14 protein-coding genes and 1 tRNA gene are annotated in these 16320 nt (G+C 72.0%); 9 read left to right on the forward strand and 6 right to left on the reverse strand.

Going from position 1 to position 16320, the window contains the following annotated elements:
* Positions 1–66 precede the first annotated feature (66 nt).
* Positions 67–765 carry an NAD(P)-dependent oxidoreductase gene (locus tag DI272_RS19450; RefSeq protein WP_109496596.1) on the reverse strand — a complete coding sequence of 233 codons (699 nt, stop codon included), beginning with the start codon at positions 763–765 and terminating at the stop codon, positions 67–69.
* Positions 766–1091: 326 nt separating this feature from the next.
* On the opposite strand from DI272_RS19450, the gene DI272_RS19455 reads away from it, so the two are divergent.
* The 4 genes from DI272_RS19455 (at position 1092) to DI272_RS19470 (ending at position 4772) form a co-directional block, all read left to right on the forward strand.
* The gene (locus tag DI272_RS19455) at positions 1092–1523 is read left to right on the forward strand and encodes a DUF485 domain-containing protein (RefSeq protein WP_109496597.1); all 432 of its coding nucleotides are present in this window, start codon (positions 1092–1094) and stop codon (positions 1521–1523) included.
* Entirely contained in the window at positions 1520–3133 is a 1614-nt protein-coding gene (locus tag DI272_RS19460; RefSeq protein WP_109496598.1) for a cation acetate symporter, read from the forward strand. Before DI272_RS19455 ends, DI272_RS19460 begins: the two co-directional genes overlap by 4 nt.
* Positions 3134–3372: 239 nt before the next feature.
* Positions 3373–3756 (forward strand): DoxX family protein, encoded by a 384-nt coding sequence (locus tag DI272_RS19465; RefSeq protein ID WP_109496599.1) that lies wholly within the window; start codon positions 3373–3375, stop codon positions 3754–3756.
* Between the two features lie 65 nt (positions 3757–3821).
* Positions 3822–4772, forward strand: a complete 951-nt coding sequence (locus tag DI272_RS19470; RefSeq protein ID WP_109496600.1) for an RNA polymerase sigma-70 factor — start codon at positions 3822–3824, stop codon at positions 4770–4772.
* 148 nt (positions 4773–4920) lie between these two features.
* Here DI272_RS19470 and DI272_RS19475 read toward each other — a convergent pair whose 3' ends face one another.
* The 4 genes from DI272_RS19475 to DI272_RS19490 form a co-directional block, all read right to left on the reverse strand.
* Entirely contained in the window at positions 4921–5808 is an 888-nt protein-coding gene (locus DI272_RS19475) for a cellulose-binding protein (protein WP_109496601.1), read from the reverse strand.
* 159 nt (positions 5809–5967) lie between these two features.
* Positions 5968–6429 (reverse strand): carboxymuconolactone decarboxylase family protein, encoded by a 462-nt coding sequence (locus DI272_RS19480; protein ID WP_109496602.1) that lies wholly within the window; start codon positions 6427–6429, stop codon positions 5968–5970.
* Positions 6430–6632: 203 nt separating this feature from the next.
* The gene (locus DI272_RS19485; RefSeq protein ID WP_109496603.1) at positions 6633–9824 is read right to left on the reverse strand and encodes an SUKH-4 family immunity protein; all 3192 of its coding nucleotides are present in this window, start codon (positions 9822–9824) and stop codon (positions 6633–6635) included.
* Positions 9825–9832: 8 nt separating this feature from the next.
* On the reverse strand, positions 9833–10852 hold the full coding sequence (locus tag DI272_RS19490) for an SMI1/KNR4 family protein (RefSeq protein WP_109500923.1): 1020 nt from the start codon (positions 10850–10852) through the stop codon (positions 9833–9835).
* Positions 10853–11174: 322 nt separating this feature from the next.
* On the opposite strand from DI272_RS19490, the gene DI272_RS19495 reads away from it, so the two are divergent.
* A complete protein-coding gene (locus DI272_RS19495; protein WP_109496604.1) occupies positions 11175–11729 on the forward strand; it encodes a YwqJ-related putative deaminase in 555 nt (184 codons plus the stop codon).
* 53 nt (positions 11730–11782) lie between these two features.
* Positions 11783–12277 (forward strand): SUKH-3 domain-containing protein, encoded by a 495-nt coding sequence (locus DI272_RS19500; RefSeq protein WP_109500924.1) that lies wholly within the window; start codon positions 11783–11785, stop codon positions 12275–12277.
* A 25-nt stretch (positions 12278–12302) separates the two neighbouring features.
* Here DI272_RS19500 and DI272_RS19505 read toward each other — a convergent pair whose 3' ends face one another.
* Positions 12303–13610 (reverse strand): sensor histidine kinase, encoded by a 1308-nt coding sequence (locus DI272_RS19505; protein WP_109496605.1) that lies wholly within the window; start codon positions 13608–13610, stop codon positions 12303–12305.
* Positions 13611–13776: 166 nt separating this feature from the next.
* On the opposite strand from DI272_RS19505, the gene DI272_RS19510 reads away from it, so the two are divergent.
* The 3 genes from DI272_RS19510 (at position 13777) to glmU (ending at position 16290) form a co-directional block, all read left to right on the forward strand.
* A complete protein-coding gene (locus DI272_RS19510) occupies positions 13777–14649 on the forward strand; it encodes a hypothetical protein (protein WP_109496606.1) in 873 nt (290 codons plus the stop codon).
* 6 nt (positions 14650–14655) lie between these two features.
* Positions 14656–14726: transfer RNA gene (locus DI272_RS19515), tRNA-Gln, on the forward strand.
* A gap of 115 nt (positions 14727–14841) precedes the next feature.
* Positions 14842–16290, forward strand: coding sequence for a bifunctional UDP-N-acetylglucosamine diphosphorylase/glucosamine-1-phosphate N-acetyltransferase GlmU (glmU, locus tag DI272_RS19520; protein WP_109496607.1), 1449 nt, complete (start codon positions 14842–14844; stop codon positions 16288–16290).
* The last annotated feature ends 30 nt before the right edge of the window (positions 16291–16320 follow it).

Here is a 16320-nt window from a genome sequence, read left to right on the forward strand (position 1 = left end):
CCCACCCCTCGCTCTCACTCCCGCTCTCGCTCCCAGTCGCGCGCCCCTGCGCCCCGCTCTCCCTCCTCACGCCGCCTTGCCGCCGACCGCCTCCTTCCTCATCAGGTCGAGGAGGCTCGGGGTGCCCACGGTGGTCCGTACGTCCACGAACTCCCCCACCTGCCCCCGCTCCCCCGCGGCCTGCCGCACCAGTTCGCAGGCGAGGTCGACGCGCGCGGTGTACCGCCCCGCGAGCCGCGAGGTACCGGTCAGGTAGTCGCTCACCCGCTCCGCGTCGAAGAGCCCGCCCGGCCGCAGGACGGTCCAGTCCAGGCCGCTCCGGCGCACGATCTCCTCCATGCGCCGCATGTCCTCGTACACCGTGCGCCCCATGAATCGCATGATCGACGGCTCCAGCACCCTGCGGAAGAGGAAGTTCTCCCCGGGCGCGGGCGTGCCGAAGAGCACCGTGGAGGTGACGGCGACGAGCCGTCGTACGCCGTGCTCGGCCATGGCCCCGGTGATGTGCGTGAGGCCGCCGGAGTAGACGGTGACCTGTTCGCGGGTGTACGGCACGCCGAGCGCCGAGATCACCGCGTGCTGCCCGGCGACGGCGGCACCGACCGCGGCCGCGTCGTGGACGTCCGCCCCCACCACCCGCGCGCCCCCCACCGGGAAGGCGTCGGGGCGGCGGGTGACGGCGGTGACGGTGTGCCCGGCCGCGGCGGCCCGGGCCACGGCGAGGCGCCCGGTCGGACCGTTGGCGCCGAAGACGACGATGTTCACGGGTGTCCCCTCTCGTTCGCGGAGCCCTGGGGCACGGGCATGCCCCTCAAGGCGTGTGCCGACAAGAGAGCGGCGCGATGGGCGATGTGACGCCGCACGGCCTCGATGAGACATGGGTGACACTTTCCGCCCGGACGTCACGTTCAAAAATCTGAGTTAATCCGGGTAACACCCGAGGTCAGCGAAGTAAGCGCATACCGACCAATCAGTTTGGTGAAAAGCTCGCAACCGTTGGCTACCTACGAGTAGCGTGCGTGGCTCCGCTCGCCCACCCCCCAACTCCCTGCGGTCCGCACCGGACCCGAGCCGCGCAAGGAGCCACCGGGATGTCATACGACCCGTACTCGTCCCCACCCCCGACCCCGTCCCACCCCACGTATCCCACGTACCCCTGGCAGCCGCCCGCCGGAGCCGCACCGGAGCCGGCCCGCCGCCGCCCGCGCCGCCCCGCCCTCGGACACCACAGCGACCTGCGCGTCCTGCGCGGCGCGTACCGCCGGCAGCGACGGGTCGCGACCCTGACCGCGCTCGGCTACTTCACCCTCTTCCTGATCCTGTCCGCCGTCGCGCCCTCCCTCATGACGAGCACGGTCACCGACGGACTCCCCACCGGCCTGCTGCTCGCCCTGCTCCAACTCCCCGTCACCTGGCTGGCGATCGCGCTGTACGAACACACCGCGCGCGTGCACGTCGACCCGGTCGCGGACCGCATCCGCCGCCAGGCCGAGGTGGACGCCAAGCGGGAGGCGACACGATGACCGGATTCAGCGACTCCGCGCAGGCGATGTCCTTGGTGGCGTTCTCCGCGGTGGCCACGATCACCCTGCTGCTGTGCGTGATGACCGGCCCCGACCGCGACGACCTCGACGAGTTCTACACCGGCTACGGCTCCCTCTCCCCCATGCGCAACGGCCTCGCCATCGCCGGCGACTACATCTCCGCCGCGACCGTCCTCGGCACCGGCGGAGTGATCGCGCTGTGCGGCTACGACGGCGTCGTCCTCGCCCTCAGCACCGCCCTGTCGCTGATGCTGCTGATGTTCCTGCTGGCCGAACCCCTGCGCAACGCGGGCCGGTTCACCATGGGCGACGCCCTGGCCCGCCGGATGCCGGGACGTGCGGTACGCATCGCGGCGAGCGCGGTGACCCTCGCCGCCCTGCTGCCGCTGATGCTGGTCCAACTCGCGGGCACGGGACAGCTCCTGGCATTCATCCTCGGCTTCTCCGGCGACTCCCTCCAGACGGGCTGCATCCTCGGACTGGGCGTACTGATGATCAGTTACGCGGCGATCGGCGGCATGAAGGGCACCGCCCTCATCCAGATGCTGAAGATGGTGATGCTGCTGGGTTCCGGCGCCGTGATCGCCGTACTGATCCTCCAGCGCTACGACTGGGACCCCGGCGCGCTCTTCGACGCGGCCGCCGCGCAGAGCGGCGTCGGACCGGCGTTCCTGCACTCGGGACTCCAGTTCGCGGGCGGCCCCGCCCCTCGCCTCGACATGATCGTCTCGCAGCTGACCGTGGTCGTCGGCGGCGCCTGCCTCCCCCACGTCACCATGCGCATGTACACCGCCGACAGCGCCCGCCAGGTGCGCCGTTCGATGTCCTGGGCGGTGTCGTCGGTGGTGCTGTTCGTGCTCGTCATCACGGTCGTCGGATTCGGCGCCACCGCGCTGATCGGGCGCGCGGTCATCGCGGAGGCGGACCCGCAGGGCAACACGGCCTATCTGCTGGCCTCACGGGCGGCCTTCGGCGCGGAGGTCTCCACGGCCGAGACGCTGCTCTTCACGACGGTCACCACCGCCATCTTCCTCACCCTGCTGGCATCGGTCGCCGGCATGATCCTCGCCTGCGCCAACTCCCTCGCCCACGACGTCTTCGCGGCCCGCGCGCGGGAGACGACGTCGGCACGCCGCGAGATGACCCTGGCGCGCGTCTCGGCGCTGGCCGTGGGCATCCCGGCCATCCTGCTGGCCACCCTCGTCCAGCACCGCAGCCTCCAGCCCCTGGTGACGCTGTCGTTCTGCCTGGGCGCCTCCGCGATCGCCCCGGCCCTCGTCTACGGGCTCTTCTGGCGCCGCTACACCCGGACAGGGCTGCTGTGCACCCTCATCGGCGGCAGCCTGGTCGTCCTGCTGCTGATGCCGGGCACGAACCTCGTCTCGGGCTCGCCCGTGTCGGCGTTCCCGGAACACGACTTCAACTGGTTCCCGTTCACCACGACCGGCCTCGTCTCCATCCCGGCCGGCTTCGCCCTCGGCTGGCTGGGCACGGTGATCTCCGGACCCCGCCGGTCGGAGGAGCAACGACGGCAGTACGAGGCCGTGGAAGGGTGGATTCTGGCGGGGGCGGTGCGGAGGGGGGAGTAGAAGGGGCTGCCAAAGGGCCGGCGCGGCGCCAGGTGACGCAGGGCCGGTCGCGGAGATGTCACAGGGCCGGTCGCGGAGATGCCAGAGGGCCGGGTCCCGGACGTGTCACAGGGCCGGTCGCGGAGATGCCAGAGGGCCGGGTCCCGGACGTGTCACAGGGCCGGGTCCCGGAGATGTCACAGGGTCGGTCGCTGTCTCGTCCCAGGGGATGCAGAGCATCTTCGATCTGGGAGTGGATGATGAACCTCACGCTGTGGATCGCCGCCGGACTACTCGCCGCGGTGGCGCTGACCGGGGGTATCGCCAAGACCTTCGTCCCGAAGGACACCCTGGCCGCGCACAGCGGCGGTGGCTGGACCGCCGACCGGAGCGTCGGCTTCGTCAAGACGCTCGGCGTCGTCGAACTCCTCGCCGCGGTCGGTCTGATCCTGCCCGCGGTCGTCGGCGTCGCCCCGGTGCTGGTGCCGGTGACCGCCGTTTGCTGGACCCTGCTGATGATCGGCGCGATGATCACTCACGGTCGGCGCGGCGAGACCGGCTTCGTACCGCTGAACCTGGTCTACCTCCTGCTGGCCGTGGTCGTCGCGTGGGGCCGCTTCGGTCCCGGGGCCTTCACAGGCTGACCGGCGACGCCAGACGGGCCCCGGCCGACGGGGCCCGCGCCGGATGCGAAGGGGGAAGCCGACGGATGGGCAGGACCGAGGAGTTCGAGGAGCTGCGGCCCCTGCTGTTCTCCCTCGCCTACCGCCTGCTGGGCAGCGTGGGCGAGGCCGAGGACGCGGTCCAGGAGACCTGGCTGCGTTACGCGGCCTCCCCGACCGAGCCACGGTCGGTCAAAGCCTTCCTCTCCACCACGGTGACCCGCATCGCGATCGACGTCCTGCGCTCGGCCCGCGTACGGCGGGAGGCGTACATCGGTCCGTGGTTCCCGGAGCCGCTGCTCGACGACCCCTACCAGGACCCGGAACGGTCGGCGGAACTGGCCGACTCGGTGTCGATGGCGGCCCTGTTGCTCCTCGAACGCCTCTCGCCGCTGGAACGCGCCGTCTTCGTGCTGCGCGAGGTCTTCGACTTCGGCTTCCCCGAGGTCGCCTCGGCCGTGGGCCGCTCGGAGTCGGCGTGCCGTCAGCTCGCGGTACGGGCGCGACGTCACATGGCCGAGGGCCGGCCCCGCTTCTCCCCCGACCGCGAGGAGCGTGCGCAACTCGCCTCACGCTTCTTCGACGCCTTCCGGGAAGGCGATGTCACCGCCCTGCGGGACCTGCTCGCCACCGACGTGGCGGTGGTCGGCGACGGCGGCGGCAAGGCGCCGCAGCTGGCCAACGCCGTCGTCGGCACCGACCACGTCACCCGGATGCTCACCTCGCTCCTCGCCCTGCACGCGCGCGTGGACGTGACGATGGAACCCCGGGAGCTGAACGGCCAGCCCGGCGCCCTCTTCCGTGACCGGGACGGCAAGGTGCTCCACACCTGGACGCTGGACGTCCTCGACGGCCGCATCCAGACGATCCGCAGCGTCATCAACCCCGACAAGCTCACCCACCTGGGCCCGGTGGCGGACGCCTGGGCCATCGCCCGCGAGGTGCAGCAGGGGCGGGGGCGCGGGCTGGGGCGCGGGCTGGGGCCAGTGGGTGACTGAGAGCGGGGCAGCCGCGGGTGCCAGGGGCCGACAACGCGACGGGGCGACGGCGTTACGGGGTGACGGCGTTACGGGGTGACGGCGTTACGGGGTGACGGCATGACGGGGTGACGGCATGACGGGGTGACGGGGTGACGGCATGACACGGCTACTCCGCCGGCGCTCGTCCCGTCAGCGTCGTCAGGCTGTTGCGTACGAGGTCCATGTGGGCGCGTACGTCGTCCCAGCGCTCCCCGTGCTCGCGCAGCACCCGCTCCGTCTCGCGCGCGATGCGGTCCTCCCGCAGCCGCGCCTCGGCGAGGATCTCGGCGGCCCGCGCCCTGGCCTCCTCCTGGCGGCGGCGCGCGGACGCCTCCGCGTCGGCGAACGCCTGCTTCGCCTCGGACAGCGCCGCCTCCGCGCGGGCGACCTGCTCGGCGTGCAGGGCGTCCAGGGCCGAGGCGCGCTCCCTCTCCGCGCGTTCGGCCTCGGCCCAGCGCTCGGCGTGTTCCCTGGCCTGCTCGGCGAGCATGCCCGTGGTGCGCTGCCGTACATCGCGCAACGCCGCGAGCGCCTCCGCGCGCCCCTCTTTCACTTCGCGCCGGGCAGCGATGCGGATCTCGTCGGCTTCGGCGCGCGCCGCGAGGAGGCGCTGGCGGGCGCGTTCGTCCGCCTCAGCGCGCACGGCGTCGGCGTGCGCCTGTGCCGCGTCGTGCACGCTGTTCGCGCGCTCCTGCGCCGCCTTCGCAAGGCGCTGCGCCTCCTGCTGCGCGCCGTCGCGCACGGCCGCCGCCTCCTCCCGGCCGAGCTGGAAGATCAGGCGCGCACGCTCCCCGAGCGTCTCGTACGACTGCGGCGCGAGCCGCGCGACCGTCTCGCGCAGCGCCTCCAGCTCCGCCTCCATCTCCTTGGCGAGCACGGTGAGACGGGCGGCACGCTCCCAGGAGGCGTCGCGGTCCTGCGAGAGCGCGGAGGCGTACGCGTCGACCTGTTCGGGACGGTAGCCGCGCCCCCGTACGACCACGAAGCCGTGGGACGAGACAGGTGTGCCGCTCATCCTGGAACCCCTCTCCATCAAAAGGACGCAAAATGATGATTTCGCGCACATCTTGATGTATCAGGCAGAACAGTGCATAACGCGACACTCCGCACAGAGGTCACGGCCGTCCCCCGGTAGGCGGGGGTACGGCCGTGTCCCGTACCGGTGACCGCGGGCTCAGCCCCAAGTGGTGCCGGCTGGCTCCTTGATGGTGGTGTTGATGCGGTTGAACAGGTTCGTCAGCGAGATGACGAGGATCAGCCCGGACAGCTCCTTCTCGTCGAAGTGGTCGGCCACCTCGTCCCACAGCTCGTCCGGAACCGACTCGTGCGAACGGTCCGCGAGCCGCGTCATCACCTCGGTCAGCTGCAGCGCGGCCCGCTCGGCGTCGCTGTAGCAGGGCGCCTCACGCCACGCGACGACGCTCGCGATCCGCTCCTCGCTCGCCCCCGCCTTCCGCATGTTGTGCACGTGCCCGTGCACACACGCCCCGCACCCGTTGATCTGACTCGCCCTCAACCCCACGATCTCCGCCAGCTCCTGCGGCAGCCCGCTCTCATTGACCGCCTGGAAGATCGTGCCGATGCCCTTCAGCGCGCCGGGGAGCACGTACGCGGGGTTCGTCATCCGAGCCTTCATGGTCCTGCCTCCTGAAACACGTGGTGAATGGCTCCGAGTCGCTGTGAGCCGCTTTCACTGCACTGACGGAGCGCGGAGGGAGGGTGTGACAGGCCCGCGGAAGTTTTTTCGGCACAGCATCGGGACGGCGTTCGAGACGGCATCCGGGACGACAGAAGGCGGGCTCGATCACCATGACCGGACCCGCCTCCTGCGACCGACTCCTACAGCAGCCCGTCCCACATCTGCTCGAGCAGCACCGACCACCAGCTCTCCGGCGAACCCAGCGCCGCCGGGTCCAGCGAGGCCAGCTGCGCCTGGAAGTCGACGGTCCAGCGGCCCGCCTGCTCCTGGTTCAGCCCGAACCTGAGCCGCCACATCCGGCCCAGCAGCGCCAGACACCGCTGGAACTCGGGCAGCCCCGTGTTCACGAACTGCGGCGGCACCGGCGCCCCACCGGGCCCCGCCTCCACCGGCACGGCCACGATGTTCGCCGTCCCGTACTGCACACAGATCGCCCGGCCGAAGTCACTGCCCATCACCAGGTACGACCCCGCGTCCGCGGCCGGCTGCACCCCGCGCTCCTGCGCCAGCTCCGCCAGCGTCGGCACCGGCCGCCCCGGCTGGGCCTGCGCCCAGAAGAACGGGCCCATGTCCATCGGCAGCCCCGCCGCGACCAGGGAGTGCGCCACCACCGGCGGCACCCCCTGCCGGGACACCGCGGCCTGCTCGAACCGGAAGACCCCCGGCCCGAACGCGCCCGCCAGCTCCTGCGCCACACCCTCCGGCGGAAGCGGCGGCGCCGCCTGCACCGGCGGAAGCGGGGCGCGCACCGGTCCCGGCCGCGCCGGCCCGTCCGCCACCTGGTGCAACTCGCCCTGGTGCGCCAGCAACTGCTGCATCCCCTGCTGCCGGCTCGCGTGATCCGTGCCGTACGGCGCGATGCTCGCGAGCCGCGCCTGCGGCCACTGCTCCCGGATCATCCGCGCACAGTACGCGCCCGGCAGCTCACACGACTCCAACTCCGTGTGCAGCTCCAGCACCTGGTCCGGCGGGATGTTCATCGCCCGCAGCTCGTGGAAGATCTGCCACTCCGGGTGCGGCGTGCCCGGCGCCGAACGCCGGATCAGCTGCTGCTCCGACCCGTCCTGCGCGCGATAGCGCAGCACGGCCTGGTAGCCCGGGCCGACAGTCGGCTGCCCCTGCTGCGGGTATCCGTACGCCGGAGCCTGACCGGGACCGGGCTGCCCCGGGGGCGGTACGGCGCCGGGCGGCATCGGCTGCGGGGCGCCCGGCGCCATGCCAGGTGCGCCGGGCATGCCGGGTGCGCCGGGCATGGCGGGTGCGCCCGGGGCGGGCGGCGGCGGAGGCGCGCCGGGGCCGCCCACCGGAGGCGCGGCCAGCATGGTCTCGGCGTGGTGAACAGCACCACGCGCGCCCCCGGCAGAGCCCTGCGCGCCGGGCGCGCCAGGCACACCCGGGGCGCCCGGGGGCTGGGGTGCGCCAGGAGCGCCCGGGACGCCAGGGGGGTGCGGGACTCCGGGGCCGCCAGGCGCACCAGGGGCTCCGGGTGCGCCAGGAACTCCCGGAGCGCCCGGCGCGTGAGGTGCACCCGGGGCGCTCGGGGGAGTCTGCGCGCCAGGCACACCGGGCACGCCAGGGGCGCCCGGCGGCTGCGGCGCGCCCCCACCCGGGCCCATACGCCCCGGGTCGGCCAGCATCGTGGCGGCATGGTGCATGCCGCCGGGCGGCGTACCGCCGGGCGGGTTCGGCGCACCGGGCGGCTGGGGGGCGCCCGGCGGAGTCGGTGCGCCGGGCGCCGCAGGCGCACCCTCAGGCCCCTCGGGCCCGAGCGCGGACACGAGCTGCGTCGGCACATACCCACCGGCCGGCCCACCCGGCCCACCCGGCGTACCAGGCGCACCCGGCGCGGGCGGAGGAGTACCGCCCGGCTGCGCACCCGGCACCCCCGGGACACCCGGAGGAGGCGGCGGCGTCGCACCCCCACGCGCACGGCGCGGCGGAGGCGCAGCCTTGCTGGTCGCGGCGTCGGCGATGTCCCCGGCGTTCGGCGCGAGAGGCCGCTCGGGCGCCCCCGGACCACCAGGCCCGCCGGCGCCCACGGGAGGCTGAGGCGCCCCGGGCGCACCCCCCGGCCCCTGCGGATAGCCATAAGAAGGAGCACCCGGAACAGGCGGCGGCGTACTGCCCTGCGGCGCACCCGGCACGGGCCCCGGCGCAGTCGCAGGCGCGGGCGGAGCGCCCGGAGGGGGAGTACCCGGCACTCCCGCACCACCCGCACCCCCGGCATCCTGCGGATACCCGTAAGCGGACCCACCCGGCACACCCGGCGCACCCGGCACACCCGGAGCGGGCGGAGGAGTACTACCCGGCTGCGCACCCGGCGCACCTGGCGCACCTGGCGCACCTGGCGCACCCGGAACCCCAGACACCGGCGCACCCGCAGACACACCCCGCGCATTCGGATCGTCGAGCGCCGGTGCGACAGCCGTCCGCGGAAGCTGGCTGCCACCCGACATGAGCGCGGTCTTGGCGTCCGGCGGGATCGCAGGCGGCGGAGTGTCGTCGTCGGTCCCGCTCAGCGGCGGCGCGAACACCGTCGCGGGCAACGGCACCGAACGGTCGTCGCCCGCATCGGCGTTGGTGTCGGTCCCGGCCCACGGAGTCGCCCCGGCAGGCACCCCAGGCACACTCGACGCACCCGGCGCACTCGACACAGCGGGCGCCCCCGGCGCACTCCCCGCCGAAGCCACGCCCGGCACCCCCGGCGCACTCCCCGCCGAAGCCACGCCCGGCACCCCCGCCCCGTTCCCCGACCCGACCGGTACCCCGGCCTGCGTCTCAGGCAACGCCGCGGAACCAGAACCAAAGCCGACCCCCGGCCCGGAACCCGCCCCAGACCCAGAACCCGCCCCGCTACCGACCCCGACACCAGCACCGGCACCAGCACCAGCACCAGCACCAGCACCAGCACCAGCCGCCCCACCCCCGGTCCCAGCCCCCCGCCGGTCCGGAATCCCCAACTGATCCGCCGCCTCCTGCAACCACTCCGGCGGCGTCAAAAGGAACGACGTCTGGTTGAGATCCACCCGAGCCGCAGGCGCCGACGCCGCAGCGGCAGCCGCGTCGTCCGCAGCCCGCCCGTACTCCTCCTCGTACCGGCGAATCACCTCACCCACCGGCAGCGCGGGCCACAACGTGGCCTCCCCGCTGTCCCGGGCCAGCACCAGCCGCTGGGAGCCGCCGTCCGAACGCGGCCCGTCCGCACGGTCCTCCGCCCACACCACGAACCCGAGCTCGAACTCCCGCACCCGCACCTCACGGTGCTGGTACGCGGGAACGTCCCCGTTGATCCACTCTTCCGCGCGCTCCTGCGCCTGCGCGAACGTCACCATCGGTCAGCTCACTCCCCAGCCCCGGCAACAGCCCCAGCACCGGCCCCGGCTCCAGCCACCGGCACGGACCGTGCGAAACCGCCGTCCACCATCAGGTTCGCCACCGTCTCCAACTCCGGCGGAGAACCCGCCAGCCGGGACAGGAACACATCGAAGTCATCGCCGCACGGCAGCAACAGCCGCTCCACCCGCTCCGCGGGCGCCAGCGAAGGATCGACGTCACGCGCGTCGTCGTACGCGCAGAACCAGACCGAACCGATCCCCGCGCCCTTCACCTTCACGGCCAGCAACCCGCCCTGCACGAACCCGACACCCAGGTAGTCCTTGGTCAGATGGTCGCGCAGGCACTTGTTCACGTACACGAGATCATTGACGGCCGCCTCGTCCCGCACCGTGAAGAACGGCTGGTCCACCAGCAGCCCCAGCTCCGGGTCCAGAGCCGTCCCCACCGGCGCACAGCCACCCGCCGCCTTCAAGAAGGAGCGATACGCGCCCGGCAGCCGGTACCCGAGGTCCTCCTCGACCCCCAGCACCTGCGACTCCGACACCGCCACACCCGACTTCGGCAACCCGAAGTGCGCCGGCCGCGTCTCCTGCAACGGCCGCGTCCCCCGCTTCCCGTGGTCCACCACCGCCGTCGCGATCCCGCCGTGATGCCGCAGCAACGCCTTCACCTCGACCGGCACCAGCTCGAGCCGCCGCGCATTCGCCACGTGATGCCACGTCCAGCCGTGCGGCGTCGCCACCGCGGGAATCGTGTCCCACAGCTCATGGCCCGTCGCCGCCAACGCCGCGTTCGCCGACACGTAGTCCGTCAGCCGCAGCTCGTCGACACCGAAACCTTCCGGCGGATCGGCGATCTCCGCAGCCGCACGCGCATACGCCGAGAAGTCCGGGTAGCCGTGCTCGTCCACCCGCACCCCCCTCGGGTGACGGGCAGCCCGGACCGGATCCGGGAAATGCACGACCTGCCCGGCATAGGCCGCGTTCGGCGGCGCGGCTTGCTGCCCGAGCCGACCTGTCGTCATGGCGGTTGCCCCCTGCGGCACTCTGTACGGCCCGCGGCGACCGGCCCCGGTCCGGTCCACCCGGCCCCGACCCGCCACCCCAGCCCGTATTCGACTTCTCCGACGTTCTCCAGCGCGTTGACCGCATACATGCGGGTGCCGACAGCCTATGCGGTACGACGACACCGGTCACCGGGCACCGGTCACCACCCCTCCGCTTCCGTGACCAGCCGTCACCCCGCCGTGACAGCCCGCCCAAACCCGGGCGTGTCGCACCGCCCCAGCTTCCGCACCAGCCACGGCATTTGGCAGTCTGTGTGATCCGGGGGGATGCTCGGAGGGGATGATGATCATGAATACGGCGCAGACGGGACCTCACCCAGGACCGCGACCAGCCACGACCGGCGACCCGCGGACCGGCCTGTCCGGCGACCCACGCATCAGCTGGAGCGCCGAAGCCGGCCACGCCCCCACCCTGCGCCACCGCCGCGACGGCATACTCCCCACCGTCGCCGCCGCCCTCTCCGTCCGCGGCGCCACCCTCACCGGCACCGCCGCCCGCGGCGACCAGGTCCCACCCCTGCACCCACTCGTCCAGGACTTCCTCGACACCCTCACATCCAGCCAGCGCGACCGCTTCACCGGCCGCTGCGCCGAGACGATCCTCATCTCCCGCCACCTCGCCGCCGCCGACGCCGCCCGCACCAAACGCGCCGCCCGCAAACCCATGACCAACGGCGAGGCCCGCAAAGCCCTCAAGCAGGCCAAACTCACCGCCCGCCGCATCCGCGAGGACGGCGACCCCCTCCACGGCAGCTTCGCCGCCCCCTGCCGCGCCTGCACCGCCCTCAGCGCCCACTTCGGCGTACGCATCGTCGACCCGACGGCGGACCACTGACCCCCACCCGGCACCACAGCACGACCACCATGACCTCGACGATCGAAGGGCAGATGCACCCCGACCGCACCAACACCACGCGCTTCCCCGTACCCGTCGACGCCGCCCTGCGCGCCGCCGGCTGGCAACCCGGACGCTGGGACATCAAACAGGCCGAGATATGGGCCGACGCCCTGCGCGACCACACCTCACCCGCAGGCCACCGCCACACCGTCTTCCCCGCCGCGGTCGAAGCCTGGGCCGAATTCGGCGGCCTCCACATCACCCCCACCGGCCCCGGTCGCCAGGTCGCCCCCGCCCACCTCCACCTCGACCCCCTGCACGGCCTCCACATGGCCCGCACCCTCGCCGACCTCGGCCGCGCCCTCGACACCGACGTCTGCCCCCTCGGCACCGAGACCGAGACCGCCGCCCTCCTCGCCATCGACAGCGAAGGCCGCGTCTACGCCCTCGACCACACCGGCGACTGGTACCTCGGCCCCGACATCGACCACGCCCTCGCCGCCCTGGTCGCAGGCATAGAACCGGTACGCCTCACGGCAGGCTGAACCACCCCGGGCAAGCACCGCGCCGCTACGACGCCGGAATCACCGCCGACACCCGGAAACCCCCCGCGTCCGTCGGCCCGGACACGAACACCCCGCCCAGCGCGGCGACCCGCTCCTTCATCCCCACCAGCCCGTTCCCCCCGGACGGCAACCGCGCCGACGACGCCACCGACACCTCCGGCGGCGGCTCGTTCTCCACCTGCATCGCGATCTCCGACCCCCGATGCGCGAGCCGTACGTGCGTCTTCGCCCCCGCCGCATGCTTGTGGACGTTGGTCAACGCCTCCTGCACCACCCGGTACGCGGTCTGCTCGATCTCCCCCGCATACGACCGCACGTCCCCCTCCACGGACAGGTCCACGACCATGCCCGCAGCCGCCGACTGCCCGATCAGCTCCTCCAACTCCGACAGACAAGGCCCGTCGGACTCCTCCACGGCCCGCGAAGCGGCAGCGGCAGCGGCGACCCCCACCGCGGCCAACGGCACGCCGGCCTGCCGCACCCCGCTGCCGCCGTCCCCACTCCGCAGCACCCCGAGCATCTCCCGCAACTCGGTCAGCGCCTGCCGCCCCATGTCCCCCACGAGCGCGGCGTTCTTCACGGCCTTCTCAGGGTCCTTCCGCGCAACCGCCTGCAACGCGGCGGCATGCACGACCATCAGACTCACCCGATGCGCGACGACGTCATGCATCTCCCGGGCGATCCGCGTCCGCTCCTCATTGCGCGCCCACTCGGCCCGCTCCTCCGCCCGCTCGGCGAGCAGCTGAAGCTCCCGCTCCAGGCTGTCGGCCCGCTCCCGCAAGCTCTCCATGAGCCGTCGCCGGGCCCCGACGTACAACCCGAGCAGCAGGGGCGGCGCGGTCAGTCCGATGGAAATCGCGATCGCCGCGAACGGAACGGACCAGCTCCCGAGATCGCTCTCCCCCGTCTCCATGCTCTGCCGCACCCGCACGAACATCACGATCAGCATGCCGACGAACGACATCCCGGCGAGCGACCCGATGATCCGCCGGGGCAGCTCGGAGGCGGCGAGGGTGTACAGCCCGACGATGCCCATGAGGTAGCCCATCTGGGCAGGCGTGATGGCGATCGACACCAGCACCACGGCGATGGGCCACTTCCGCCGCACGAGCAGCGCGGCTCCGGCGAGCACCCCGAAGACGACCCCCGCCGCCACCGGGATCCCGGCGTCCCCGGCGAAGTCGACGCCCTCGACCGCGCACTCCAGCACGGAGCCGAACGCGAGGCCGATGTCCAGCAGTGCGGTACGCCACCTGGCCCACCACCACGGCCCCGTCCGGGCCGCGGCGTGGTCTTCCCCCGTCGTGGTCATGCCTCCAGCCTACGGGCGGTCGGCGCGGCTTTTCCGGTGAGTTTCCGGTACTGGCCTACACCACAGGCCGTGACCGGCCAGAAGCGAAACCGCCCGTTTTCCCTCGAACTGCTGAACCAGCCCCTGTTCGACCCCGGAAGCGGAGATTCCGCCTGACGGTATGCCTATGGCAAGTTCACATGGCAAATACGCCGACTTCGAGGGGCTGCGGGGGCGGGCGGTGGCGTTACGGAGGCGGGGCTACAGCCTTCGGCAGATCCGCGACGAGCTTCAGGTCCACAACAAGGAGACCCTCCAACGCCTCGTAGAGGGCGAGCCGCCTCCGGAGTGGACGAAGCGACCGCGAGCGAGGGACGACCTCCGCGAGAGGGCGCGGGAGCTACGCAGCCAGGGGTGGACGTACAACCAGATCCAGGCCGAGCTGGGCTGCTCGAAGAGCTCGGTGTCGCTGTGGGTACGAGACCTGCCGACTCCAGAGCCCAAGTGCACGCCGGAGGAGCAGCGGGCGCGCATGAATGCGGGGCTTGCGCGACTGCGAGCCGCTCGGGACGAGGAACGGCAGGCAACCAAGGCGGCGGCAGCGGAAGCCGTGGGCGAGCTGTCAGACCGCGACCTGTTCATCATCGGCGTGGCCTTGTACTGGGCCGAGGGGACCAAGGACAAGCCTCACGCGCGCCGGGAGACGGTGGAGTTCGTCAACAGCGACCCCGGCATGATCGCCGTCTTCCTGGCCTGGCTCGACCTGCTCGAAGTGGGGCGAGAACGACTGAACTGCCGCGTGATGATCCACGAATCCGCAGATGTCGAAGTCGCCGAGCATTACTGGGCCGACATCGTTGGCATCGACGCGACAGCGTTCGGCAAGACAATCCGCAAGAAGCACAACCCAACGACCGTACGCAAGAACACAGGAGACGCGTACCGAGGCTGCCTCGGGATCAAAGTGCGACAGGGAGCCGATCTGTACCGTCGCATCGAGGGCGCCTGGTACGGCATAGTAGGAGCTGTCCGTCCGGACGATCTATCGAACCGGACATAAGGGCGATCCCGGGTCGTCTAAGGGCAGGACAGCGTCTTTTGGTGTCGCTTATGGGGGTTCGAGTCCTCCCCCGGGAGCCCAACCCGATGTGGGCCCTGACAGCACAGTCAGGGCCCACACTCATGTCCCCCAAGAAACGCCCCGGTATCCTGCGGATGTCACCCCACCCTCTCCACAGCCGAAGGGCATCCCGTGAGCGCCAACCGCCCGGCAGCCGTCGTCGTTCTCGCAGCGGGTGAGGGCACCCGTATGAAGTCGGCCACACCCAAGGTTCTCCATGAACTCTGCGGCCGCAGCCTCGTCGGCCATGTGCTGGCCGCAGCCCGTGAGTTGGACCCCGAGAATCTGGTCGTCGTCGTCGGGCACGCGCGCGAGAAGGTCGCCGCGCATCTCAACGACATCGACCCCGACGTACGGACCGCCGTGCAGGCGGAGCAGAACGGCACCGGGCACGCCGTACGGATGGCGCTCGAAGAGCTGGGCGGGGTCGTCGACGGGACTGTTGTCGTCGTCTGCGGGGACACCCCCCTCCTCACCGGGGAGACGCTCCTCGCGCTCGCGCACACGCACTCCGCCGACGGCAACGCCGTCACCGTTCTCACCGCCGAGGTCCCGGACGCCACCGGGTACGGGCGGATCGTGCGCGACGGTGCCTCGGGTGCCGTGACCGCGATCGTGGAGCACAAGGACGCCTCCGACTCCCAGCGGGCGATCCGTGAGATCAACTCCGGAGTCTTCGCCTTCGACGGGCAGTTGCTCGCGGACGCCCTCGGCAAGGTCCGCACCGACAACAGCCAGGGCGAGGAGTACCTCACCGACGTGCTCGGGATTCTGCGCGAGGCCGGTCACCGCGTGGGGGCCTCCGTCGCCGCCGACCACCGTGAGATCGCCGGCATCAACAACCGCGTCCAGCTCAGCGAGGCGCGCCGGATTCTCAACGACCGGCTGCTCACCGGGGCCATGCTCTCCGGGGTCACCGTCATCGACCCGGCGACGACCTGGGTCGACGTCACCGTCACCTTCGGTCAGGACGCGGTCGTCCACCCGAACACGCTGCTGCACGGCACCACCCACGTCGGCGGCAACGCCGAGGTCGGTCCCAACAGCCGGCTGAAGGACACCCACGTCGGTGCGGGCGCCCGCGTCGACAACACCGTCTCCGACGGTGCGCACATCGGTCCGGACGCGACCGTGGGGCCGTACGCCTATCTGCGGCCCGGTACCCGGCTCGGGGCGAAGGGCAAGATCGGTACGTACGTGGAGACCAAGAACGCTTCCATCGGCGAAGGCACCAAGGTGCCGCATCTGTCCTACGTCGGTGACGCGACGATCGGTGAGTACACCAACATCGGTGCCGCGAGCGTGTTCGTGAACTACGACGGGCAGGACAAGCATCACACCACCGTCGGGTCGCACTGCCGGACGGGTTCGGACAACATGTTTGTGGCGCCTGTCACGGTCGGGGACGGCGCGTACACCGCCGCAGGGTCGGTGATCACGAAGGATGTGCCGCCCGGCTCGCTGGCCGTGGCCCGTGGCCAGCAGCGGAATATCGAGGGTTGGGTGGCTCGTAAGCGTCCGGGAAGCGCGGCGGCGAAGGCGGCCGAGGCGGCGTCCCGGGAGCCGGGTAGCGACGGCTGACCGGAAACAGGTGCGTCAAACACGGCGTAC

It is taken from the genome of Streptomyces sp. Act143, from assembly GCF_003143935.1.
In the GTDB taxonomy this organism is placed as follows: Bacteria; Actinomycetota; Actinomycetes; order Streptomycetales; family Streptomycetaceae; genus Streptomyces.